Source organism: Isoptericola hypogeus (assembly GCF_039531145.1).
Lineage (GTDB): Bacteria > Actinomycetota > Actinomycetes > Actinomycetales > Cellulomonadaceae > Isoptericola > Isoptericola hypogeus.
Window position 1 is genome coordinate 1,361,858 of record NZ_BAAAPM010000003.1, and the last position, 21,605, is coordinate 1,383,462.

A 21,605-nucleotide genomic window follows, 5' to 3' on the forward strand; every position below is an offset into this window, starting at 1 on the left:
GTCGACCACTCAGGGTGAAAATCGCCATCTACCAGGCGAGTTACCCGTGCGAGCCCTTGCGCCGGCACCTCCTCGGTGGTGAGCTCGGCGGGTGGAGTCCGCGGTCGAGGCAGAGCTGCGCAAGCAGATCATGGAGTGGGTGAGCGCCCGGGCTGAGGCCAACGGCGGCTTCCTCCGGCGCGACGAGCTGCTCGACTTCCACCTCGCTGGCGAGAAGCTTCCGGTCATCGACTACTCCCGCGGCATCCGCAATCCCGCCTCGTTCAGCTCCACGCTGTCGATCGTCAGCGCTGCCAACGGCCCGTACGACGACACCGAGTCCGACGACGGACTGCTGCACTACGCCTACCGCAAGGGCGACCCGTGGTCGGGTGACAACCGGAAGCTGCGGCACGCCATGGTGACGCGCATGCCGCTCATCCTGTTCCGCAAAGAGGTCGCGAACGTCTACACGCCGGTGTTCCCGGTGTACGTCGTCGACGACGAGCCCGAGAACCGGCAGTTCCTCATCGCCCTCGACGAGTCGTTCACGTTCATCCACGACCCACGGCATCTCACCGAACCGCAGCGGCAGTACGCGCTCAGGCTCGCGAAGCAGCGTCTGCACCAGCCGGCGTTCCGCACGCGTGTGCTCGTCGCCTACGAGACACGGTGCGCCGTCTGCGAGCTCAATCACGGGTCATTGCTCGACGCCGCACACATCGTTCCGGACGGGCACGAGCTCGGCGCCCCGACGGTCGACAACGGGCTCGCTCTCTGCAAGATCCACCACGCCGCGTACGACCAGAACATGATCGGCGTGACCCCGGACTACGAGGTGCGCATCGCATTCCGCCTGCTCCAAGAGGTCGACGGCCCGATGCTCAAGCACGGCCTCCAGGAGATGCACGGGCGTCAGCTGTCGCTGCCACGATTACGCCCGGATCGCCCTGACCGCGATCACCTCGCCTGGCGCTACGAGCACTTCGCCACGGCGACCGGCGTTCCACGAGCGGCAGGCTGAACAGGGACGCCACCCGTCGCACTCTGGGATCTGTGCCGTGTCACCGGTCCCGGCTAGCGTCACAGCATTACCTACGCGAACGTCGGCACGCTCGGCACGGCCCCCGGCAGGCGTGACGAGCTTGTCGCGCACCTCACGCAGCACAGCACGGAGCTGGCAGACGCGGGCTGCCTGCTCTACGAGGTCGGCGTCAGCGACGACCAGCCGGACACGGTGTTCGTCGCCGAGCTGTGGACGTCGCAGGAGGCGCACCGCGCATCGCTCCAGCTCCCGGCCGTGCAGGCGTCCATCGCCGCCGCGCGGCCGCTGCTGTCCGGCGACGTCGGCGGGTTCGACTTCGCCGTCGTCGGCTCGCCGTTGCGCGACTGGTCCGGCCGCCCGTCCGCCGTCGGCGAACCTGGAAATTGAGTCAGGGTGGCTCAAGTTGAACCGGTCAGCAGCACTCACCCAGAGGAGGACAGCATGACCACCACCCTGACCCGCACCCCGTTCGCCGACGCCTGGCTCCGCGACCTGTGGACGCCGCGCTTCGCGGACGTCGCCCGCGCCGAGGGCCCGACCCCCGCCGCGGACGTGTACCGCGACGGCGAGGACCTCGTCGCCCGCCTCGATCTGCCGGGCGTCGACCCGGCCGACGACGTCACCGTCGAGGTCGAGGGCCGCAAGCTCGTCGTCCGCGGCGAGCGCAAGGACCAGCGTTCCGAGGAGTCCGAGGGCCGCCGCATCTCGGAGGTCCGCTTCGGCTCCTTCCGCCGCGTCGTCACGCTGCCGAGGGCCGTGGAGCCCGAGGCCGTCCGTGCGGCGTACGACGCGGGCGTCCTGACGGTCACCGTCACCGGCGTCTTCGCCGGCACGGCACCGCAGCGCATCGAGGTCACCACCGCCGCCTGAGGCGGAGGTGCAGCGCAGGGTGAGGGCCGAGGAACGAGGCACTCGCCCGCAGCGGAACCGCAGACTCAGGCGGCCGAACACCGCCGCCTGATTTCTCAGGCGCACGCCCGACGGCGCCCGGTCGCACCCCGCGACCGGGCGCCGTCGCCGTGCCCGGGTCGATGTCACACCCGTACCCCTCGCCGTCGTCGGGATGACGACGCAACCTGAGGACGACGAAGGAGTGGACATGTCGCAGCAGACCGGATCGGTGCGGGTCGTGGTGGTCGGTGGCGGGTATGCCGGGGTGATGGCGGCCAACCGCCTGACCAAGCGCGACGACGTGGCCGTCACGCTGATCAACGCCCGCCCGACGTTCGTCGAGCGGATCCGCCTGCACCAGCGGGTGGCGGGCTCGAACGACGCGGTCGTCGACTACCGGGAGGTGCTGGCCGACGGCGTGCGTCTGGTCGTCGGCAGCGCGGAGCGGATCGACGCCGGCGAGCGCCGCGTGCACCTCGCCGGCGGCGGCGCCGTCGGCTACGACTACCTCGTCTACGCGGTCGGCAGCCACAGCGCCGTGCCGCGCGTGCCGGGGGCCGCGGAGCACGCCTACCCGGTCGCCAGCCTGGAGGAGTCGGACCGGCTGCGGCCGGCGCTCGACGCCGCCGGCCCGACGGCGTCCGTGGCGGTGGTGGGTGCCGGGCCGTCGGGCATCGAGGTGGCCACCGAGCTGGCCGAGCAGGGGCGCGCCGTCACGCTGGTGGCCGGCGAGGTGCTCGGGCCGTACCTGCACGCGAGGGGACGGCGCGTCGTGGCGGATCGGCTGGCAGCGCTCGGCGTGACGGTGCTCGAGGGCGCCGGTGCCACCGTGACCGAGGTGACGGCCGACGCCGCGCGGCTCGCCGACGGCCGCTGCCTGCCGTCCGCCATCACGATCTGGACCGCCGGGTTCGCGGTACCGGACCTCGCCGCACGCAGCGGCCTGACCGTCGACGCCGCGGGGCGTCTGCTCACCGACGAGACGCTGACCAGCGTCGACGACGACCGCATCGTCGCTGCGGGTGACTCGGCCGCGCCGTCGGACCTGCCGTTTCGGATGAGCTGCCAGGCCGCGGGCCAGCTCGGCGGCATCGCGGCGAACACCGTGCTCGCCCGCCTCGCCGGCCGGGAGCCGGCGCCCGCCGCGGTCGGCTTCCTCGGCCAGTGCCTCAGCCTGGGGCGCACTGCCGGGATGTTCCAGTTCGCCCGCCGCAACGACGACCCGGTCGGGGTGTACCTGGGCGGGCGTCTCGGCGCGCGGATGGGGTCGTGGCTCAAGGAGCTGGTGTGCTGGAGCACGGTCAAGCAGCTCGTGTGGGAGGCCCGATGGCCCGGGATCGTCAGCTTCCCGGTCTGGATCACGGACCACCGGCGCCGCGCGGCGCAGGTGGCGGAGCGGGTGCAGGCGCCCGCGATGGCCGGCCCGGCGGCCTAGCCTCCGCCGAGCGCCTCCCGCAGGATCCGCACCGCCTTCGGCCCGACGCCGTGCAGCGTGAGCAGCTCGGCGTGGTTGAGCCGCTGCCCGTCGACGTCGGCGAGCGGGATGCGCGCACCGAGCACGGTCGCGCCACGGGTCAGCCGCTCGGCCGAGGGCACGTCGGCGAGCAGGGCGTCCACGTCGTCGGCCGTGAGGCGCAGCTGGACGGCGTCATCCCTGGTCACCGATGCGAAGCTCCTCTCGCGCACGGTGAACGCGACCATGCCGAAGCGCGTGCCTTCGGCGGTCTCGGGCAGCGCGAGCGCGGCCCGGCGCAGCTGCGCGACGGTCGTCATGCCGCCACCCTGTCACGCCGGTCCTCCCCGACCAGGGCGAGGCGCCCGGCAGGACTCCCCCGCCGCGGCCCTGCGGCCCCGCGCCGCCGACGTTGTCGTTTTGCGCACTGTCGGCCGAGCCGGAGCGCGTCCCGCGGCGCGGTCACGGATCCAGGTGAGCAGGACGTTCCTGCCGGGGCGTATCGGCGCGCGCCAGGAGGGACGGGATCCCGCGCTCCCGACAGAGCCGTGATCGGCAACCGCTCCGAGATGACGGCACGCCGGGGCGACACGCGGGTAGCGTTCCGGTCATGACGGCGAGCTCCACGAAAAGCGCCCGCAGGGGCGTGCGGTTGTACGACGACGTCCGCCCCGACGAGGCGGACAAGGCGTACCTGCCCGGAATGAGCAGCGCGTGGAAGATGCCCTGGTACGACGTCCAGAGCTGGTGGCGTCACGCCGGCCGCCTGCACGTGCGCACCGTCGGGCTGGCGGGCGTCGCTCCAGGTCAGCGGGTGCTCGACGTCGGTTGCGGCACCGGCAACCTCCTGCTCACCGTCCTGCGGGAGGTGCCGGACGCCGTCGTCACCGGTCTCGATCCCGACGGCGCCGCGCTGCGCCGGGCCGCCCGCAAGGTCCGGCGTCGCCGCTGGTTCTCCAGAGGTTCGGGCGGAGAGGTCACGCTCGTGCGCGGGTACGCCGACCGGCTCCCCGCCGCTGACGGGAGCGTCGACCACGTCGTGTCGTCGCTCGCGCTGCACCACGTGCCGATGGCGGAGAAGGAACGGTTCGCCGCGGAGCTGGTGCGCGCGCTCCGTCCCGGCGGGCGGGTGACGATCGCGGACCTCGACGCGCCCGGCGGGCACGACGACGGCCACGGCCATGACCACGGCGGCGGTCAGCGGCACGGTCGGGCCCACCAGCACGGGCACGAGATCGGCCGGAACCAGCACCGCGAGGACAACGCCGACGGCGGCATCCAGCGGCTGCTCACCCAGGCGGGTCTCGTCGACGCGCACGAGGTCGAGCGCGCGACGTTCATGGACACGCCCGTGATGTGGGTCCAGGCGCGCCGGCCCTGACCGGCCCGACCTGGTCAGGACTTCCCGGCGGCCGCCTCGGCCTCGAGGAACTCCTGCGGCGGGGCGAACTGGGACAGCACGAGCTCGGCCCCCGACAGGTCGTGCACCGTCGCGTCCCTGGACCATTCGGTCTCCACGGTCGAGAGCACCCTCCCACCGGCGCGCTCCGCGGCGGCTGCGGACGCGTCACGGTCGGCCACGGCGAACACGACCGACCACCGGGCGGGGCTCACCCCTGGCAGCACGCCGGCGACCACGTCGGCGAACCCCGGCGGGACGAACTCCTGCCGCTCGTGGATGCCGGGATCGACGGTGCGGGCCAGGTGGTCGCCGTACCCCGGCACGCGCGCCATGCCCGCCCCGAGGTCCGGGTCCAGCTCCCACCCCAGCAGCGGCCCGTAGAACGCGAGCGCCGCGACCGGGTCCGGGGTGAGCAGGTTGCTGAAGTTCCATGCGCCCGGCCCGTTGACCACCTGCGACCCGAGCCGCGTCCCGGCCTGCCACAGCCGGCTCGGCGCGCCCTGGGGGTCCACGATCCGCGCCATCCACCCCGCCGCCCGGCCGGGCGGACCCACCGGCTCCGGGCCCGAGCTGACGAAGCCGCCCAGCTCGACCGCCCGGGCGGCCGCCGCCTCGACGTCGTCGACCGCGAGGTAGGTGTGCCAGGCCACCTCGCCGTCGTACCCCGGGTCGGGCGTGGCGATCCCCGCGACGGCGGTCGCGTCCGTGCCGTCGTGCGACGCCACGACGTACCGGCCGGGTGCCGTCGGCGGCAGCTTCGCGGTGAACGTCCAGCCGAACAGGGCGTTGTAGAACGCCAGCGCCGCGTCCACGTCCTCCACCTCGAGGTCGACCCAGCAGGGCACACCGTGCGGGTACGTGCGGGGAGCGATCGGGTCCGTCGTGGGTGCGGTCATGCGTCCTCCAGCCCTCGGTTCGTGACACCGACCATGCTGCCCCGCGGCACCGACAGCCGACAGCCGCAGCACCTGACGTTCATCCACAGGTCGCCCGCGCCTCCTTCCCCGCGCGCACCCGCCTCCCTACCGTGGCGTCATGACCTCACGCCGTGCACTCCGCCGCCAGACCGTCACGGTCACCGCCACGCTCGCCCTCGGGGCGGTCCTCGCCCTGGCACCCCTCGCCGCGAGCGCCCACGGCGGGGGCCACGGCGGGGGCGGCCACGACCACGGGCACGGCCACGGCGGGAAGCACGAGTCCCTGCGGGTCGCGACGTACAACCTGTCGCTGAACCGGGCGACCGAGGGCGAGCTCGAGGCGGACCTGTCCAGGGGCGACGACGCCCAGGCCCGCGCGGTCGCGGAGGTGATCCAGCGCGCCGACCCGGACGTCGTGCTGCTCAACGAGTTCGACCACGACGACGCGCACGCGTCCGTGGACCTCTTCCGCGAGAACTACCTCGAGGTCGCGCAGGGCGGCGCCGACCCGGTGCGCTACCGCTACGCCTGGACCGCGCCGTCGAACACGGGCGTGGACAGCGGCTTCGACCTGAACAACGACGGCACCGTGGGCGGCGGGGACGACGCGTTCGGCTTCGGCGAGTTCGAGGGGCAGTACGGCATGGTCGTGCTGTCCAAGTACCCGATCGACACCCGATCCGTGCGCACCTTCCAGGACTTCCTGTGGAAGGACATGCCGGGTGCACTGCTCCCCGACGACCCCGCCACCGCCGAGCCCGGGGACTGGTACAGCGACGCCGAGCTCGACGTCGTCCGGCTGTCGAGCAAGTCCCACTGGGACGTCCCCGTGCGGGTGGGCCGCACGACGGTGCACGTGCTCGCCTCGCACCCGACGCCGCCCACGTTCGACGGCGCCGAGGACCGCAACGGGCGGCGCAACCACGACGAGATCCGGTTCTGGGCCGACTACGTCACCGGCGGCCGGACCGCGCGCTATGTCTACGACGACGAGGGCCGCCGCGGCGGGCTGGAGCGCGGCGAGAGCTTCGTGGTCCTCGGCGACCAGAACGCCGACCCGCTCGACGGCGACTCGGTGGACGGGGCGATCGACCAGCTCCTGGACCACCGCGGGATCACCGACCCGGCCCCGACGTCCGACGGCGCCGTCGAGGCCGCGACGCTGCAGGGTGGCGCCAACGCGGCGCACACCGGCGATCCCGCGCTGGACACCGCCGACTTCGCGGACACCGCGCCGGGCAACCTCCGCGCCGACTACGTGCTGCCGTCCCGGGACCTGCGGGTGCGCGACGCCGGGGTGTTCTGGCCGACGCAGGCCGACCCGCTGTCACGACTCACCGGCGCCTACCCCTTCCCGAGCAGCGACCACCGGCTGGTCTGGGTGGACGTCAGAGTCCGCTGACCTCGGCATCCATCGGTCCGGGTGGCCCCAAAAGTCACCCGGGTGACAGGGGGCCGCGCACCTGGCGGGCGTTCCCGGCGGCGGAGCACACTCGGAATGCTCTGATGCCCGGCCGGACACCTCGGCCGCACCGCGCGCCGCCGGGACACCCGGCCCCGCGCCTCCGTCGTCGGCAGGGACGACACGACACCCCACCATCGGTATCGGTCTGCGCACCCCTGGAGCACCCATGAGACGCGTCACCACTGTGGTGGCGGCAGCAGCAACGGCGCTGCTGCTCGCCACGCCATCCGCCGTCGCTCACGGCGGCAAGCACCACCAGCCCCGCCCGCCGGAGGTCACCGACCTGGCGACCGGGCTCGACACCCCGCTCAGCGTCGCCGCCGGACCGCACGGCACGACCTACGTCACGCAGAACTTCACCGGGACGATCACCGCCGTCGACCGGCGCGGCAACACCTCGACCGTCCACGGCACCCAGCCGCACGAGATCTTCGGCCCCGCCGAGGCGGGCGCGCTCTCCGTGCACGGACGGACGCTGACGTTCGCCGAGACGGCGATCAGCGGGACCGAGGAGGCGCCCGTCTTCAGCACCCCGATCAAGACGCTCCGGCTCGACGGCCACGGCAGGCCGGTCGGCACGGCCCGCACCGTCACCGACCTGAGCGTGTACGAGGCCGAGCGCAACCCGGACGGCGACGTCACCTACGGGTTCCGCGAGACCGACCAGGAGTGCTTGGACCTGATGCCCGAGGACGGCATGCCGATCCTGTACACGGGCATCGTCGAGTCCCACCCGTACGCGACCACCCACGCCTGGGGCACGACGTTCGTGGCCGACGCGGCGATGAACGCCATCGTGTCCGTGAGCGACCGGGGTCGGGTCCGCGCCGTCGCGGTCCTCCCGCCGCAGCCGACGGACATAACGGCCGAGGCGGCGGCGTCCAACGGGCTGCCCGACTGCGCCGTCGGCGAGACGTACTGGTTCGAGCCGGTGCCGACCGACGTCGAGGTCGGCCCGTGGGGCCAGCTCTACGTCACGACGCTGCCCGGCGGTCCCGAGGACCCGAGCCTCGGAGCCCGCGGCGCGGTCTACCGGGTCAACCCCCTGACCGGCTCGGTCCGGGAGGTCGCGGACGGCTTCTTCGCCGCGACGGGCCTCGCCGTGTCCCCGTGGGGCGACATCTACGTCGCCGAGCTGTTCGGCGGCCGCATCAGCAAGGTGACGCACGGCGAGCCGCGCACGCTCCTCGAGGTCGGGCTCCCCGCCGCCGTCGAGTGGCACGACGGCGACCTGCTCGCCACGATCGAGATCGCGGACCTCGCCGCGCCGCCGGACGAGCCGCCGCCGGCCGTGGGCCGCCTGGTCGAGATCGACCTGCCGAAGGGCCACGGCCACTGGCACGGACGCTGACGCCCCCACGAGCGTTGTGAGCATGAGACACGCCCTGTTCGGAACGCCGAACAGGGCGTGTCTCATGCTCACAGCGTCGGCGGGAGGGCTGCTGGGCGGGCGGTCTCAGGGGCGGCGGGCAGCGTAGTGCGCGGCCAGGCGCTCCAGGCCCTCGTCGATGCTCACGGCCGGGGTCCAGCGCAGGTCGGCGTGGGTCGCGCGCTGGTCGAACCAGTGCGCGGTGGAGAGCTGCTCGGCGAGGAAGCGCGTCATCGGCGGCTCGTCGGCGCCGTCCCGAACCGGCGGCCGCACCCGCCACGCCGCCTCGACGAGCCCGCCCGCGGTGCGCGCGAGGCCGGCCGGCACCCGCCACGCCGGGGGCCGCACCCCCGCGGCCCGGCAGATGCCGCCCAGCAGGTCCGCGACCGTGCGCGGCTCGCCGTTGGTCAGCACGTACGCGCGACCGTGCACGTCCTCGGCGCGGTCGAGCGCCGCGACGATGCCGTCCGCGGCGTTGTCCACGTACGTCGAGTCGATGAGCGCGGCCCCGTGGCCGAGCAGCGGGAGGCGACCGCGGGCGGCCCGGTCGACCACGCGCTCCACGAGCTGCGTGTCCCCCGGCCCCCACACCAGGTGCGGGCGGACGGCGACGACGCTCGTCCCGGCGGGGCCCTCGTCGCGGGCGAGGGCGAGCAGCTCCCCGAGCGCCTTGGTCCGCGCGTAGTCGCCCCGGGCGCCCACCGGGTCCGCGGGCTGCGCGCCGACGCCGACCAGCGACGAGCCGGTGTGCGCGACGGACGGCGACGACACCTGCACGAACAGACCCGCGCCCGCCCGTCGCGCGGCGTCGAGCACCGTCGCGGTGCCGCCCACGTTCACGGCGTCGAACTCGGACGGCTCCCCCGCGAGCGACACCTTGGCCGCGAGGTGGACCACCCCGTCGACGCCCCGGGCGGCACGACGCACCGCGTCCGGGTCGGTGACGGACCCCGCCGCGTCCAGGGCGCCCGGCACCCCCGAGGGGCGCCGCTGCAGCGTCCGCACCTCGTCACCGCGCGCGACGAGCGCCCGCGCGACCGCGCCGCCGAGCAGCCCCGACGCGCCCGTGACCAGCACCTTCACGAAGCACCGCCCCTCACGGCGCGCCTACTCGGCCGCCTGCCAGCACGCCGGCGGCCCACCTGGCCAGGCGGGTGCGGTCGATCTTGGAGTTGTGGCGCACGTCCGTCGGCATCCGCGGCACGACCAGCACCGCGGCGAGCGGCACCGGCGACGCCGCGCGCACCGCCGCCGACAGCTCGTGCGGCGCGAGTCCCGGCCGCCGGACGCCGGCGACCGTCTCCACGACCGCGACCGGCTGCTGCACCCCGGCCGGCCCGACGCCGACGACCGCGGCCCGTCGCACCCCCCGCACCCGCTCGACGTGCTGCTCCGGGCCCACCGGGGCGAGCGGGCCGGCGGGCGTCGTCAGCACGTGCGCCAGCCGCCCCTCGATCCACAGCCGGCCCGCGTCGTCGAGGTGCCCGACGTCGCCCGTGCGGTGCCAGCGCCCCGCCGGGACGTCGCGCACCGACGCCAGGTCGGTGAGCCACAGCCGGTCGTACCGCTCCTTGAGGTGCGGAGCGCGCACCACGACCTCGCCCAGCACGCCGGGCGCGTCGCCGGGCTCGCCGGTCGCGGCGCCGTCGTCGTCGAGCGCGCTGACGAGCACCTGCGCACCGGCGGCGCCCCCAGTCCCGCCCGCACCGGCCGTCCCGAACGGCAGCCCCACGCACACGCCGTCGTCGGGCGCGGCCGCGGCGTCGGCGATGCCGTCCAGCGTGATGTCCGTGACGAGCAGGCACTCCGTCATCCCGTACGGGGTGTGCGCGGTCGCGGCGGGCATGAGGTCGGCGGCCAGGGAGAGCAGCCGCTCGCTGATCGGCGCCCCCGTGGACAGGAAGGTGCGCACCCTCCCGAGGGCGGCGCGGTCGGCGGGCTCGAGCCCGTCCGCCGTGGCGACGACGTTGAGGATCGCCGCCGGCGACAGGAACACGATCCGCGCGTCCGAGGCGCGCACGGCGTCGGCGACGGCGCGGGCGGTGAGGGTGCGCGGCGCGGAAACGTCCATGACGGGCGTCACCGACCTGGTGCCCAGGGCCGGGCCCAGCAGCGCGAACGGCGCGAACCCCGTCACCAGGCCGGTGTCGGGGCCGACGTCGAAGTGCGCGGCCAGCGCGTCGCGCAGGGCGGCGAGCTGCGCGTGGGTGTAGACGACGCCCTTGGCGGGGCCGGTCGAGCCGGACGTGAACAGGACGGCGGCCTCGTCGTCGGCGCCGGGCTCGGGGGGCAGCGCACGCCCCTCGCCGAGGCGCGCGACGTCGACCAGCTCGTGGGCGACCCCGAGGACGCGGCGCGCGGCGGCGGGGAGCGGCTCCGCGGAGATCCGCACGCCCGGCCAGCCGAGCGCCCGCGCCGCCGCCAGGCCCTTGCGCTGCGCGACGACGAAGCGCGGCCACGCGCCGCGCTGGGCGCGGGTCAGGCCGCGGGCGCCCAGCCCGGCGTCGGCCACCACGACCACAGCCCCGATCCGCAGGCACGCGTAGACGAGCGCCGTCAGCGTCGGGCCGGGCTCCACCAGCAGCGACACGCGGTCACCGCGGCGCACCCCGATCGCGTGCAGCCCGGCGGCGATCCGCCGCACCTGGCGCGACAGGGCGCGCCAGCTCACCGACCGCGAGGGGTCGCGCTCGTCGGCGGACATGTCCAGGACGGCGCGGCCGGCGTCGTCGGCGCGGGCGTCCAGGCCCGCCCAGATCGGCGAGAACGCGCCCGAGGGTCGAGCCTGCGCCGTCCCGGGCCCGTCGACGGATCCCGTCCGTGGCCTCGACACGCTCGACCGACGAGGCGGCTCGACCGGGGGCGCGACTTCGTCGCCGAGCCAGCCGAGCACGGTGGGTGCCCAGTCGACGTCCTCGGCCAGCAGGTGCCCGGCGTCGGCGTACCGGTGCACGTGCGCGTGCGGCAGCCGCCGGACGAGGTCGTCGAGGTAGCGGTCGGAGAACACCGGGTCGTGCGGGCCCCACAGCAGCACCGCCGGGACGGTCAGCCCTGCGACCCCCGCCGCGATGCGGTCCAGCTCGGGCCGGCTCTCGTGCTCCGGACCTGCGGGGATGTCGGCGACGAACCCCTCGATCCCGTGCCGCTCGTCCGCCCGGCGGTACGGCAGCCGGTAGGCGTCCGCGACGTCGCGCGGCAGGGGCGGGCGGGCCAGCGACAGCGTGGTCTCGAGGAACGCACGCGTGGTGCGGGTGCCGAGCGTGTGCACCGGCCCGGCGAGCGCGAGGCGTAGCGCCGCGGGGATGGGGACGCCGTCCGGCTGGTGCACCGCCGTGTTGAGCAGCGCGACGCCGGCGAGCCGGTCGGGGCGGTCGACCGCCCAGCCGAGGGAGACGACGCCGCCCCAGTCGTGCCCGAGGGTGACGACCGGCCCGGTCAGACCCAGCGCGTCGGTGAACGCTCCCAGGTCGGCGACCCGCCGGGCCAGCGGACGGTGCGTCCCCGTGCGCGCCGACAGGCCCATCTCGAGCTGGTCGACGGCGACGACGCGCCACGCCGGCAGACCGCGGGCCGCGGCGTCGAGGGAGGCCGTGACGACCGACCGCCACAGGTACGACCAGGTGGGGTTGCCGTGCACCGCCAGCACCGTGCCGACGGGCTCGATGCCGCGGGCCGCGAGCTCGGGGCCGGTGTCGAGGTAGTGCCAGGCGCCGAGCACGTGGCTGTGCCGAGGGTCGAGGCCGGGCAGGGCGAACGGGACCGTGTCGGCCGGCCGGACACCGGCGCGGAGGGTGGAACGGTCGGTCACCAGGCGAGCTCCATCATCGCGGTGTTGATGCCCGACCCGACGCCCATGAGCAGCACCCGGTCGCCACGGCTCAGCGTGTCCTGCTCCTCGACGAGCGTGATCGGCACCGACGCGGGCCCGACGTTGCCGTAGCGCGGGAACGTCGTCGGGACCTTGGCGCGGTCGAGCCCGACCGCCTCGACGATCGCGTCGGTGTGCACCCGCGAGACCTGGTGCGTGACGTACCGGTCCATCGCCGCCCAGTCCCAGTCGGCGACGGCGTCCTTCCAGGCGTCCACGACGAGCTCCAGGCCGCCGTCGAGCAGCGCCTTCGCGTCGGTGAACATGCCCTCGGTGCTGCCGACGCACAGGTCGTGGAAGCGCGTCGCGGCGCGGGTGACGCCGCCCAGCACGCGGTGCCCCTCGGGGTGCTCGTCCGCCCGTCCCAGCACCGCGGCGGCCGAGCCGGACCCGAGGGTGAGCGACGCGAACTCCTGCATGAAGTCCTCGCGGCCGACGTCCTCGCGCAAGAGCCGCGAGATGGTGCGGTCGTGGATCAGGTCCGCGTCCTCGCCGTTCACGATGACCGCGTGGCGGATCTGGCCGGACTCGATCATGCCCGCCGCGAGGCTCATGCCGTTGATGAACCCGAGGCACGCGTTCGCGACGTCGAAGTTCACCGCCGACGACGGCAGGCCCAGCCCGTGGTGCAGTCGCACGGCCACGGACGGCTCGAGGTGCTTGCGGGTCACCGACGTGTTGATCAGCAGCCCGACGTCGGCGGCGTCCACGCCCGCCGCCGCGAGCGCCTCGTGGCCGGCCGCGATCGTCGCGGTGTCGGAGTCCTCGTCCGCCGTCCAGGCGCGACGCTCGCGCACCCCTGCCACGCGCTGCAGCAGCGACGACGGGAGCCGCAGCCGACGTAGCGCCGGCGCGAGCCGCCGCTGCACGTCGGCGGACGTGCGCACCCCGGAGGGCAGTCGGCTGGTCACGGACAGCAGCGCGACGTTGGCGAACCTGGTGGTGGCGTTTCCTGGCACTCGAGCTCCAAGCGGCCGGCACTCGAGGTGCCGGCACGACGACGGGACGGCGCGGGTCGAGTCCGTGGGGGCGCGGCCCGTGTAGTGCCGGCGACCATGACGAGCCGTCAGCACCCCTGAGCGTAGGACGCTCGGCGCCTCCCCGCGGTTCCAAGCCCATACGGTGGCGTCCGCCACTCGGACGGTCGATGACAGCCGGGCGCCGGCCGAGCCCCCCGAGACCTACCCTGACCCGGTGACCGACCCACAGCTCCCGCCGTTCGCCTCCGACAACTACGCGCCCGCGCACCCGGACGTGCTCGCGGCCGTCGTCGCCGCCAACGAGGGGTACGCCGTCGCGTACGGGGACGACCCCTGGACGGCGCGGCTGGACGCGCGCGTGCGGGAGGTCTTCGGCCCCGGCGCGCTCGCGTTCCCGGTGATCAACGGCACCGGGGCGAACGTCGTCTCGCTCACCGCGCTGTCGCCGCGCTGGGGCGGGGTCGTCGTGTCCGACGTCGCGCACGTCAACACCGACGAGAACGGAGCGCCCGAGCGGGTCGGCGGCCTCAAGCTGCTGCCGTGCGCGTCCGTCGACGGCCGGATCACGCCCGACGACGTCGCCCGCTGGGCCGGGCAGCGGCACGACGTGCACCGCGCCCACCCCGCGGTCCTGTCGCTCACGCAGTCCACCGAGCTCGGCACCGTCTACCCGCTCGAGGACCTGCGCGCGCTGGTGCGCGTCGCGCACGACCTGGGCATGGCCGTGCACGTCGACGGCTCGCGCCTGGCCAACGCGGCGGCGTCGCTCGGCTGCTCCCTGGGCGCGCTGACCACCGACCTCGGCGTCGACGTCGTCTCCCTCGGCGCCGCGAAGAACGGCGGGATGCTCGGCGAGGCGGTCGTCGTCCTCGGCCCCGACGACGGGCCCGACGGCGGCACCGGCGCCGCGCGTGAGGCGGCGGCCGCCGCCGTCCCGTACCTGCGCAAGGCCACGATGCAGCTCGCGTCCAAGGCGCGGTTCGTGTCCGCCCAGCTCCTCGCCCTGCTGGGCGAGCCCGGCGCCCCGGTCGGGCCCGCCGCCCCGGTCGGGACGACCCCGCCCGGCGAGCCGCTCTGGCTCCGCAACGCCGCGCACGCCAACGCGATGGCGGCGCGGCTGCGGGACGGGATCCTCGCGTCGGCGGCGGGGTCGGCGGCGGGTGGCGGCGCGGCACGGGGCGACGGCTCTGCCCGGACCGACGGCGGCGGCGGCGCGCACGACGCGACCGGCGTCCGGGTCACGCGCCCGGTGGAGGCGAACGCCGTCTTCGCCACGCTCCCGCGCGCGGCGGCGGACCGGCTGCGCGGGCGCGCCCGCTTCTACGACTGGGCGGCCGGCGAGACGCCGGACCGCGTCGAGGTGCGCTGGATGTGCGCGTGGGACACGACGCCCGAGACGGTGGACGCCTTCGTCGCGGCCGCCGTCGACGCGCTGAGCTGATCACCGCGGCAGTTCGGGATCAGGGCGGCAGCTCGAGCTGCCGCCCTGATCCCGAACTGCCGTTCTGATTGCGCTCGGCGCGCCTCTCAGCGGCCGACGGCGAGCGGCACAGCTGCCCCGGAGTCGTGGTCCTCGAGGTCGCGCAGGCGGCGGATCGGGCTGAGCCCGACGACGAGCGGGCCGAGCAGCAGCACGAAGGCCGAGCCGAGGAGCACCGCGCGGTTGCCCACCTGCGCCGCCAGCACCCCGGCCGCGAGCGAGCCGAGCGGGATCATCCCCCAGGAGACGAACCGCACGGTCGCCATGACCCGCGACAGCAGCTCGGGCGGGCTGGCGACCTGGCGGTACGTGCGCGTCACGACGCTCCCGGGCACCACGGACGCGCCGAACACGAGGGTGCCGAGCGCGAAGCAGAGCCACCCGACGGGGCCGGCGCCGAGCGGGATCAGCAGCGCCCCGGCGAACCCGACCAGGCCGTCGAACAGCAGCACCCGCGCGGAGCCGAACCGCCGCACGAGCCACGGCGTCGCGGCCGCCGCGAGCAGCGACCCCAGGCCGTCGGCGGCGAGCAGCACGCCCACCATGGCGGGCGGGGCGTCGAGGTCGCGCACCAGGTAGAGCGCGAACAGCCCGGCCTGGACGCCGCAGACGAAGTTGACGGCGCACGCCCACCAGGTGGCGGGCGCCATGACCGGGTGCCGGACGACGAACCGCCAGCCCTCGGCGACCATCGCGCCCATCCGCGGACGCGCCTCGCCGTCCGCGAGCGCCGGCTCGCGCCGCTCCGGCAGCCGCCGCAGCAGCAGCGCCGACGCCACGTACGACACGACGTCGACCAGCAGGGCCGGCACGGCGCCCACCGCCTGGACCAGCAGGCCGGCGGCGGACGGCCCGCCGAGCTGCGTGGCGGCCTGGGTGGCGGAGACCAGGCTGTTGCGGCCGGTCAGCTCGTGCCGCGGCACGACCGTGGGCAGGAAGGTCGTGTTGGCGGTGAAGAAGAACACCTCGGCGACGTTGACCGCGAGCGCCGCCAGCACCAGGTGGGCGAGCGTGAGCTCCCCGAGCCACCAGGCGAGCGGCACGGTGAGGACCGCGGCCGCCCGGGCCAGGTCGGCCACCACCTGGGTGGCGCGCAGCGGCAGCCGGTGCACGATCGCGCCCGCGGGCAGGCCGAGCACGATCCAGGCGAGGTACGACGCCGCCGCCAGCACCCCCGTCTCGACGGGACCTGCGTGCAGCACGGTCACGGCGGTCAGCGGCAGCGCGACGGTGGTGACGGCGGTCCCGACGCCGCTCGTCGTCGTCGCGCTCCAATAGGTCCAGAACGCCCGGGCGCTGGGGGCAGGCATCGATCACCTCTCGGGAATGTCCCCGCCGGCAGGCGGGTTGTGTAGTCAGTTCCAATTTGGAACTCTATACCGTCGGTGCGGCCGCGCCGACCGGGAGAGGATGGTCACCATGCGACGTGAGGAGCTCGCCGACACCGACTGCGGCATCGCGCAGGCCCTGGGCGCCGTGGGCGACTGGCAGAGCCTGCTCGTCGTGCGCGAGGCCGCCGCCGGTGTCACCCGGTTCGAGGGCTTCGCGCGGGAGCTCGGCCTCAGCCGCCGCGCGCTCACCGAGCGCCTCGGGTCGCTCGTCGAGCACGGCGTGCTCGAGAAGGTGCCGTACTCCGACCGCCCGCCGCGGCACGACTACGTCCTCACCGCCCGCGGCGAGGGGCTGCTGCCGGTCCTGCTCGCCCTGCAGGAGTGGGGCACGCGGCACGTCATGGGCGACGGCGGGCTCACGGGCGAGCCCGCCGACGGCGAGCTGCACCGCGTGCGGGGCCTCGTCGGGCGCCGGGTGCCCGACGTCGAGCTCACGGCGCACGACGGCTCCACCGTCCGGCTCGCCGACCCCGAGGCGTGGACCGTCCTGTTCTTCTTCCCCGGCGCGTACGCCCCCGGGTCGGCCGGCTATCCGCCGCGCTGGGACGAGGTGCCCGGCACCCGCGGCTGCACGCTCGAGTGCGTCACGTACGGCCGCCGCCACGACGCGCTCGCGGCGGCGGGGGCGCGCGTCCTCGGAGTGAGCACGCAGCACCCCCAGCAGCAGGCCGCCTTCGCGGCGCACGCCGGGCTGCCCTACCTGCTGGCCTCCGACCAGGACGGGCTCGCGGCGTCCGCGCTGCGGCTCCCCGTCTTCCGCGCCGGCGGGTCCGACCGGCTCAAGCGCGTCACGCTGCTCGTCGACCCCGTCGGCGTCGTCCGCGGCGTGCAGGCGCCCGTCACCGACCCGGCGCAGTCCGTCGACGACGCCCTCGCCGACGTGCGCCGGCTCGCGGCGGCGCCTGAGCCCGCGTCGGAGCCGGCGTCCGCACCCGCGTCGGAGCCCGCGCAGGGACCCGCGTAGGACCCGGTCGGTCACCCGGGCTAAGGTCGGGGGCGAGGACCGACGACGGCGGAAGGAACCCCCCATGACGACGCCGACCAGCCCGGACACCCCCGAGACGGCCACCGGGAACGCCACTGCCGACGCCTGGACGGAGCACGTCGCGACGGCGTCGGTGCACGTGGCCGAGCCCCCGAGCCGGGTGTGGGCCGAGCTCATGCACCCGGGCGCGAGGTGGATGCTGGGGGCGAACATCGAGACCGACTTCCGGCCCGGCAGCCCCATCACGTTCGAGGGCCACTTCTTCGGCCGCCAGTTCGCGGACAAAGGCGTGGTGATCGCCGTCGAGCGCCCGCACCTGCTGCACTTCACTCACTTCTCGCCGCTGAGCGACCTCGAGGACGTGCCCGAGAACTATCACGACATCCGGATCACCCTGGAGCCCGACGACTCCGGGACCGTCGTGACGGTGCTGCAGCAGAACGTCGACACGGCGGAGCACGCGGCACGCTCCGAGGGGCACTGGCGCACCGCGCTCGACACCCTCGCCCACCGTGACGGCGCACCTCGTCGCCGCTGAGCCACGCCGGCCGGGTCGCCGGCCGCCGCCCGCGCTCGTCGCCGTCGCGCTGACGGGGGCCCTGCTGCTGGCCGGGTGCGGGCCGCCGGTGGGCGAGCCGAGCCCCGCGCCCGTCTCGACCGAGGCCGGCACCGACCCGCCGTCCTCGCCCGGCCCGCCGTCCTCGACCGGCTCGCCCGCCCCCACGGGCTCGCCTTCCCCCTCGGACGCGGCGTCCCCCGCCCCGGACACGACCCCGACGCCGGACACCACCCCGCCGCCCCGGCCGGACGACGTGCTCGCCGGCTGGACGCTGGACCAGAAGGTGGGACAGCTCCTCATGGCCGGCGTCGCGGTCGACGGCCCGGCCGAGGTGAGCGCCGACGCCGTCCGCGACCACCACGTGGGCAACGTCTTCCTGCACGGGCGCAGCGAGGCCGGCGTCCGCGCCACCGCCGACCTGGTCGACGACTACACGGGCCTGGTGTCGACGAAGACCACCCACGGCACCCCGCTGCTCGTCGCGACCGACCAGGAGGGCGGGCTGGTGCAGGTGCTGCGCGGCCCGGGCTTCTCCGAGATCCCCCGGGCGACCGAGCAGGCCACCTGGGACCGCGCGACGCTGCGCGAGCGCGCCGAGGGCTGGGGCTCCGAGCTCGCCGCGGCGGGCGTGAACCTCAACCTGGCACCGGTGATGGACCTCGTCGACGCGGCCGACGCCGCCGGCAACCCGCCGATCGGGTACTTCGACCGCAGCTACGGCTACACGCCGGCGTCGGTGACCCGTTCGGCGACGGCGTTCGCCGCGGGCATGCAGGCGGCGGGCGTCGAGCCGGTGCTCAAGCACTTCCCCGGGCTGGGGCGCGTCACGCAGAACACGGACACCGACACGGACGTCACCGACGACGTGACCGGGCCGCGCGCCCGCGCGGTGACCCTCTTCGGCGACGGGATCGACGCCGGCGCGCGGTTCGTGATGCTGTCCTCCGCCGTCTACGACCGCATCGACCCCGACCGGCCGGCGGTCTTCTCGCGCCGGGTCGTCGACCTGCTGCGCGACGACCTCGGCTTCGACGGCGTCGTCATGACCGACGACGTCTCCGCGGCCGCGCAGGTCCGGCCGTGGCCGCCGGGCGAGCGTGCCGTGCGCGCCGTGGACGCCGGGGTGGACCTCGTGCTGGCCTCGGCGGACCCTGGCGTCGCGGGAGAGATGGCCGACGCGCTCGTCGCGAAGGCCCGCGCGGACGACGGCTTCGCCGCGAAGGTCGACGCGTCCGCGCGCCGCGTGCTGGCCGCCAAGGCCGGCCTCGACGGCTGACCTGGCACGGAAACGCGCGGCGTCCGCGGGCGAGGAGTGCCGCGCCAGGACAGGATCAAGGATGAGCCGTACGGCCGGCGAGGTCCTGACCGCCACGATCCGCACCCGGGTCGACACGATCCTGCGGCGCGAGGCGCTGGTCCGCACCGACGCCCCCGACGTGGTGCACCGCACGCGGACGGGGGTGCGGCGGCTGCGCTCAACGCTGCGCACGTTCGCGCCGTTCGTCGACACCGACCGCCTCGACGCCGCGCGCCTCGACGACGACCTCACCCGTTGGGGTCGCCTGCTCGGGCACGCGCGGGACGCCGAGGTGCAACGCGCACGCCTCGCCGCCGTCTCGCGGGACCTCGACACCGCGCTCCTGCCGGGCGTCGCGGCCCTCGACGCGGTGTTGCGCCGCAGGCACGCCGCCGCGCTCGGCAGGGTGCGCTCTGAGCTCGACGCGCCGTCGCACCGCGATCTCGTGAAGCGACTGCGCGCGCTGGCGGAAGACCCGCCGCTGCGCGAGGCCGCCGCCACGCGCGCCCGGCCAGCGCTCGAGCCGCGGTTGGACAAGGCGATGCGCAAGGTCCGCCGCCGCTCCGACCGCGCGTCCGGGCGCGGCGTCGAGGAGCTCCACAAGGTGCGCAAGGCGGCCCGCCGGGCGCGCTACGCGGCCGACGTGCTCGCGTCGTTCGGCAGCGGGTCCAAGGCCAGGGCAGCCAAGCGTGCGGCGAAGGGGTACCGGGCGGTCCAGGACCTGCTCGGCGAGCACCACGACGCCGCCGTGCTGCGCGAGACGCTCGCGGAGCTGCGCACGCCGCGCACCGCGGACGCCGTCGACGCGCTCGACGCGCTGGAGGAGCGACGCGCCCGCGAGGCGCTCGCGGGCTGGGACCCGGACGACCTGCCCGGATGACCCCGGCCGCACGGGCCGGTGCCGCTCGAGGTCAGTGCCCGCCCGAGACCAGGAAGACCAGGCCGAAGGCGATGGCGCCGACGACGACGCCCATGCACGCGATCGCGCCGACGAGGCGCGCCGGGGTGGGCCGGGCGATGGCCACCGGCCCCGCGGGCACGCCGCCGTCGGCCGCGCGCCTGGTGCCGGACGCGGCGCGCTGCGGCTGCGTCGTCGTGCCGGCCAGCAGGCGCAGGCCGAGCGCGAACAGCGCGGGGATCCCGGCGCCGATGATCAGCCCGGCCACCACGACCTGGCCGAGGGCGCCCCACTCGATGAACTCGCTCATGACTGCACGCTCCCCTTCGACGCGCCGGCCACGCTGACCGACCCGACGGACTCGATGGCCGGGCCCACGGACGACGCGGTGGCGGCCGCCGGCACGGGGGCGACCCGCTCGGGGCCGGCCTCGCCGGTGGTCGCGGCGACGGGCTCGACGCCCGCGCCCTTCTCCTCGTCCCAGGCCTCGTTGACGTTGGTGTGGTCGACCGGCTTGCGGCGCGAGATGACCCAGATCGCGGCGGAGACGACGACCAGCAGCGCGAAGACGGCGATCGTGCCGGCGGCGCCGCCGATCGCGGACTCCAGCCAGTGGCACAGCGCACCGACGAGGCCGGCGGCCGGCAGCGTGACCAGCCAGGCGACGAACATGCGGCCCGCGACGCCCCAGCGGACCTTCGCCCCCGGCATCCCGACGCCCGAGCCGAGCACCGAACCGGTCGCGACGTGCGTCGTCGAGAGCGAGAACCCGAAGTGGCTGGAGAGCAGGATGACGGCGGCCGAGGAGGTCTCGGCGGCCATGCCCTGCCGGGTGTCGATCTCCACCAGGCCCTTGCCGAGGGTGCGGATGACGCGCCAGCCGCCCAGGTACGTGCCGGCCGCCATCGCGATGGCGCAGCTGATGATCACCCAGAACGGCACCCCGGCGTCGGCCGGGACGGCGCCGCCCGCGATGAGCGCGAGCAGGATGATGCCCATCGACTTCTGCGCGTCGTTGGTGCCGTGCGCCAGGGAGACCAGGGACGCGGAGCCGATCTGGCCCCAGCGGAACCCGCGGTTGCTGACCTCCTGCGGCACGCCGCGGGTCAGCCGGGCGACCATCCAGGTGCCGGCCCCGGCGACGGCGATCGCGACGAGCGGCGCGAGCAGCGCGGGCACCAGGACCTTGGACACCACGCCCGTCCACAGCACGCCCGACGTGCCGACGGCGGCCAGCACGGCGCCGACCATGCCGCCCACCAGGGCGTGCGACGAGCTCGACGGGATGCCGAACAACCAGGTGAGGAGGTTCCACACGATGCCGCCGACCAGGCCCGCGAGCACCACCGGGAGGGTGATGACGCCGGCGTCGACGATGCCCTTGGCGATCGTCGCGGCGACGGCCAGCGACAGGAAGGCGCCGACCAGGTTGAGGACGGCGGACAGCGCGACGGCCGTCTTGGGCTTGAGGGCGCGGGTGGCGATGGAGGTGGCCATGGCGTTGCCCGTGTCGTGGAAGCCGTTCGTGAAGTCGAAGGCCAGCGCGGTCACGACGACGAGGGCCAGCAGGATCGTCTCGGTCACGTCATCCATGGTGGCGGCCGTTCCCGGGTGTTTTCGACCAGG

General features: G+C 75.2%; 20 protein-coding genes. 12 read left to right on the plus strand and 8 right to left on the minus strand.

Features of this window, described 5'->3' with window-relative positions; genetic code table 11:
* Positions 1 to 91 precede the first annotated feature (91 nt).
* The 4 genes from ABD254_RS08410 to ABD254_RS08425 all read left to right on the plus strand — a co-directional run bounded on the left by ABD254_RS08410 (position 92) and on the right by ABD254_RS08425 (position 3,350).
* Positions 92 to 1,003, plus strand: coding sequence for an HNH endonuclease (locus ABD254_RS08410; protein ID WP_344247501.1), 912 nt, complete (start codon positions 92 to 94; stop codon positions 1,001 to 1,003).
* A gap of 66 nt (positions 1,004 to 1,069) precedes the next feature.
* Positions 1,070 to 1,411 (plus strand): putative quinol monooxygenase, encoded by a 342-nt coding sequence (locus tag ABD254_RS08415; protein ID WP_344248523.1) that lies wholly within the window; start codon positions 1,070 to 1,072, stop codon positions 1,409 to 1,411.
* A 54-nt stretch (positions 1,412 to 1,465) separates the two neighbouring features.
* The gene (locus tag ABD254_RS08420; RefSeq protein ID WP_344247503.1) at positions 1,466 to 1,894 is read left to right on the plus strand and encodes an Hsp20/alpha crystallin family protein; all 429 of its coding nucleotides are present in this window, start codon (positions 1,466 to 1,468) and stop codon (positions 1,892 to 1,894) included.
* A gap of 229 nt (positions 1,895 to 2,123) precedes the next feature.
* Positions 2,124 to 3,350, plus strand: coding sequence for an NAD(P)/FAD-dependent oxidoreductase (locus tag ABD254_RS08425; RefSeq protein WP_344247505.1), 1,227 nt, complete (start codon positions 2,124 to 2,126; stop codon positions 3,348 to 3,350).
* On the opposite strand, the gene ABD254_RS08430 is transcribed toward ABD254_RS08425, so the two are convergent.
* Positions 3,347 to 3,688, minus strand: a complete 342-nt coding sequence (locus ABD254_RS08430) for a hypothetical protein (RefSeq protein ID WP_344247507.1) — start codon at positions 3,686 to 3,688, stop codon at positions 3,347 to 3,349. The two genes, ABD254_RS08425 and ABD254_RS08430, sit on opposite strands and share 4 nt — an antisense overlap.
* Before the next feature lie 290 nt (positions 3,689 to 3,978).
* Between ABD254_RS08430 and ABD254_RS08435 the strand changes: the two genes are divergently transcribed.
* Positions 3,979 to 4,749 carry a class I SAM-dependent methyltransferase gene (locus ABD254_RS08435; RefSeq protein ID WP_344247509.1) on the plus strand — a complete coding sequence of 257 codons (771 nt, stop codon included), beginning with the start codon at positions 3,979 to 3,981 and terminating at the stop codon, positions 4,747 to 4,749.
* 14 nt (positions 4,750 to 4,763) lie between these two features.
* Here ABD254_RS08435 and ABD254_RS08440 read toward each other — a convergent pair whose 3' ends face one another.
* Complete coding sequence (locus tag ABD254_RS08440; protein ID WP_344247511.1) at positions 4,764 to 5,666, minus strand: VOC family protein; 903 nt, start codon at positions 5,664 to 5,666, stop codon at positions 4,764 to 4,766.
* Positions 5,667 to 5,805: 139 nt separating this feature from the next.
* Between ABD254_RS08440 and ABD254_RS08445 the strand changes: the two genes are divergently transcribed.
* Together ABD254_RS08445 and ABD254_RS08450 are read left to right on the plus strand one after the other, a co-directional pair.
* Complete coding sequence (locus ABD254_RS08445) at positions 5,806 to 7,089, plus strand: endonuclease/exonuclease/phosphatase family protein (protein WP_344247513.1); 1,284 nt, start codon at positions 5,806 to 5,808, stop codon at positions 7,087 to 7,089.
* A gap of 229 nt (positions 7,090 to 7,318) precedes the next feature.
* Complete coding sequence (locus ABD254_RS08450) at positions 7,319 to 8,503, plus strand: ScyD/ScyE family protein (RefSeq protein ID WP_344247515.1); 1,185 nt, start codon at positions 7,319 to 7,321, stop codon at positions 8,501 to 8,503.
* Between the two features lie 105 nt (positions 8,504 to 8,608).
* Here ABD254_RS08450 and ABD254_RS08455 read toward each other — a convergent pair whose 3' ends face one another.
* The 3 genes from ABD254_RS08455 to ABD254_RS08465 are packed head-to-tail and all read right to left on the minus strand — an operon-like array spanning position 8,609 to position 13,348.
* The gene (locus tag ABD254_RS08455; protein ID WP_344247517.1) at positions 8,609 to 9,604 is read right to left on the minus strand and encodes an NAD-dependent epimerase/dehydratase family protein; all 996 of its coding nucleotides are present in this window, start codon (positions 9,602 to 9,604) and stop codon (positions 8,609 to 8,611) included.
* 13 nt (positions 9,605 to 9,617) lie between these two features.
* On the minus strand, positions 9,618 to 12,329 hold the full coding sequence (locus tag ABD254_RS08460) for an alpha/beta fold hydrolase (RefSeq protein ID WP_344247519.1): 2,712 nt from the start codon (positions 12,327 to 12,329) through the stop codon (positions 9,618 to 9,620).
* Entirely contained in the window at positions 12,326 to 13,348 is a 1,023-nt protein-coding gene (locus tag ABD254_RS08465) for a 3-oxoacyl-ACP synthase III (protein ID WP_344247521.1), read from the minus strand. Before ABD254_RS08465 ends, ABD254_RS08460 begins: the two co-directional genes overlap by 4 nt.
* A gap of 235 nt (positions 13,349 to 13,583) precedes the next feature.
* On the opposite strand from ABD254_RS08465, the gene ABD254_RS08470 reads away from it, so the two are divergent.
* Positions 13,584 to 14,810, plus strand: coding sequence for a threonine aldolase family protein (locus ABD254_RS08470; RefSeq protein WP_344247523.1), 1,227 nt, complete (start codon positions 13,584 to 13,586; stop codon positions 14,808 to 14,810).
* A gap of 86 nt (positions 14,811 to 14,896) precedes the next feature.
* On the opposite strand, the gene ABD254_RS08475 is transcribed toward ABD254_RS08470, so the two are convergent.
* The gene (locus ABD254_RS08475) at positions 14,897 to 16,159 is read right to left on the minus strand and encodes an MFS transporter (protein WP_344247525.1); all 1,263 of its coding nucleotides are present in this window, start codon (positions 16,157 to 16,159) and stop codon (positions 14,897 to 14,899) included.
* A 109-nt stretch (positions 16,160 to 16,268) separates the two neighbouring features.
* Between ABD254_RS08475 and ABD254_RS08480 the strand changes: the two genes are divergently transcribed.
* The 4 genes from ABD254_RS08480 (at position 16,269) to ABD254_RS08495 (ending at position 19,961) form a co-directional block, all read left to right on the plus strand.
* On the plus strand, positions 16,269 to 17,204 hold the full coding sequence (locus ABD254_RS08480; protein WP_344247527.1) for a redoxin domain-containing protein: 936 nt from the start codon (positions 16,269 to 16,271) through the stop codon (positions 17,202 to 17,204).
* 64 nt (positions 17,205 to 17,268) lie between these two features.
* On the plus strand, positions 17,269 to 17,763 hold the full coding sequence (locus ABD254_RS08485; RefSeq protein WP_344247529.1) for an SRPBCC family protein: 495 nt from the start codon (positions 17,269 to 17,271) through the stop codon (positions 17,761 to 17,763).
* Positions 17,738 to 19,060: a glycoside hydrolase family 3 N-terminal domain-containing protein gene (locus tag ABD254_RS08490; protein WP_344247531.1), complete on the plus strand. Its 1,323-nt coding sequence runs from the start codon at positions 17,738 to 17,740 to the stop codon at positions 19,058 to 19,060. The genes ABD254_RS08485 and ABD254_RS08490 overlap by 26 nt, the downstream gene beginning before the upstream one ends.
* Positions 19,061 to 19,121: 61 nt before the next feature.
* A complete protein-coding gene (locus ABD254_RS08495) occupies positions 19,122 to 19,961 on the plus strand; it encodes a CHAD domain-containing protein (protein ID WP_344247533.1) in 840 nt (279 codons plus the stop codon).
* A gap of 31 nt (positions 19,962 to 19,992) precedes the next feature.
* On the opposite strand, the gene ABD254_RS08500 is transcribed toward ABD254_RS08495, so the two are convergent.
* Together ABD254_RS08500 and ABD254_RS08505 are read right to left on the minus strand one after the other, a co-directional pair.
* Complete coding sequence (locus tag ABD254_RS08500) at positions 19,993 to 20,289, minus strand: hypothetical protein (RefSeq protein WP_344247535.1); 297 nt, start codon at positions 20,287 to 20,289, stop codon at positions 19,993 to 19,995.
* Positions 20,286 to 21,572 (minus strand): inorganic phosphate transporter, encoded by a 1,287-nt coding sequence (locus ABD254_RS08505; RefSeq protein ID WP_425553688.1) that lies wholly within the window; start codon positions 21,570 to 21,572, stop codon positions 20,286 to 20,288. Before ABD254_RS08505 ends, ABD254_RS08500 begins: the two co-directional genes overlap by 4 nt.
* Positions 21,573 to 21,605: the final 33 nt, after the last annotated feature.

Coding starts and splice junctions, on each gene's coding strand:
- ABD254_RS08420 (WP_344247503.1), top strand. CDS start 1,466: ATGACCACCACCCTGACCCGCACCCCGTTCGCCGACGCCTGGCTCCGC.
- ABD254_RS08425 (WP_344247505.1), top strand. CDS start 2,124: ATGTCGCAGCAGACCGGATCGGTGCGGGTCGTGGTGGTCGGTGGCGGG.
- ABD254_RS08430 (WP_344247507.1), bottom strand. CDS start 3,688: ATGACGACCGTCGCGCAGCTGCGCCGGGCCGCGCTCGCGCTGCCCGAG.
- ABD254_RS08435 (WP_344247509.1), top strand. CDS start 3,979: ATGACGGCGAGCTCCACGAAAAGCGCCCGCAGGGGCGTGCGGTTGTAC.
- ABD254_RS08440 (WP_344247511.1), bottom strand. CDS start 5,666: ATGACCGCACCCACGACGGACCCGATCGCTCCCCGCACGTACCCGCAC.
- ABD254_RS08445 (WP_344247513.1), top strand. CDS start 5,806: ATGACCTCACGCCGTGCACTCCGCCGCCAGACCGTCACGGTCACCGCC.
- ABD254_RS08450 (WP_344247515.1), top strand. CDS start 7,319: ATGAGACGCGTCACCACTGTGGTGGCGGCAGCAGCAACGGCGCTGCTG.
- ABD254_RS08475 (WP_344247525.1), bottom strand. CDS start 16,159: ATGCCTGCCCCCAGCGCCCGGGCGTTCTGGACCTATTGGAGCGCGACG.
- ABD254_RS08480 (WP_344247527.1), top strand. CDS start 16,269: ATGCGACGTGAGGAGCTCGCCGACACCGACTGCGGCATCGCGCAGGCC.
- ABD254_RS08485 (WP_344247529.1), top strand. CDS start 17,269: ATGACGACGCCGACCAGCCCGGACACCCCCGAGACGGCCACCGGGAAC.
- ABD254_RS08495 (WP_344247533.1), top strand. CDS start 19,122: ATGAGCCGTACGGCCGGCGAGGTCCTGACCGCCACGATCCGCACCCGG.
- ABD254_RS08500 (WP_344247535.1), bottom strand. CDS start 20,289: ATGAGCGAGTTCATCGAGTGGGGCGCCCTCGGCCAGGTCGTGGTGGCC.
- ABD254_RS08505 (WP_425553688.1), bottom strand. CDS start 21,572: ATGGATGACGTGACCGAGACGATCCTGCTGGCCCTCGTCGTCGTGACC.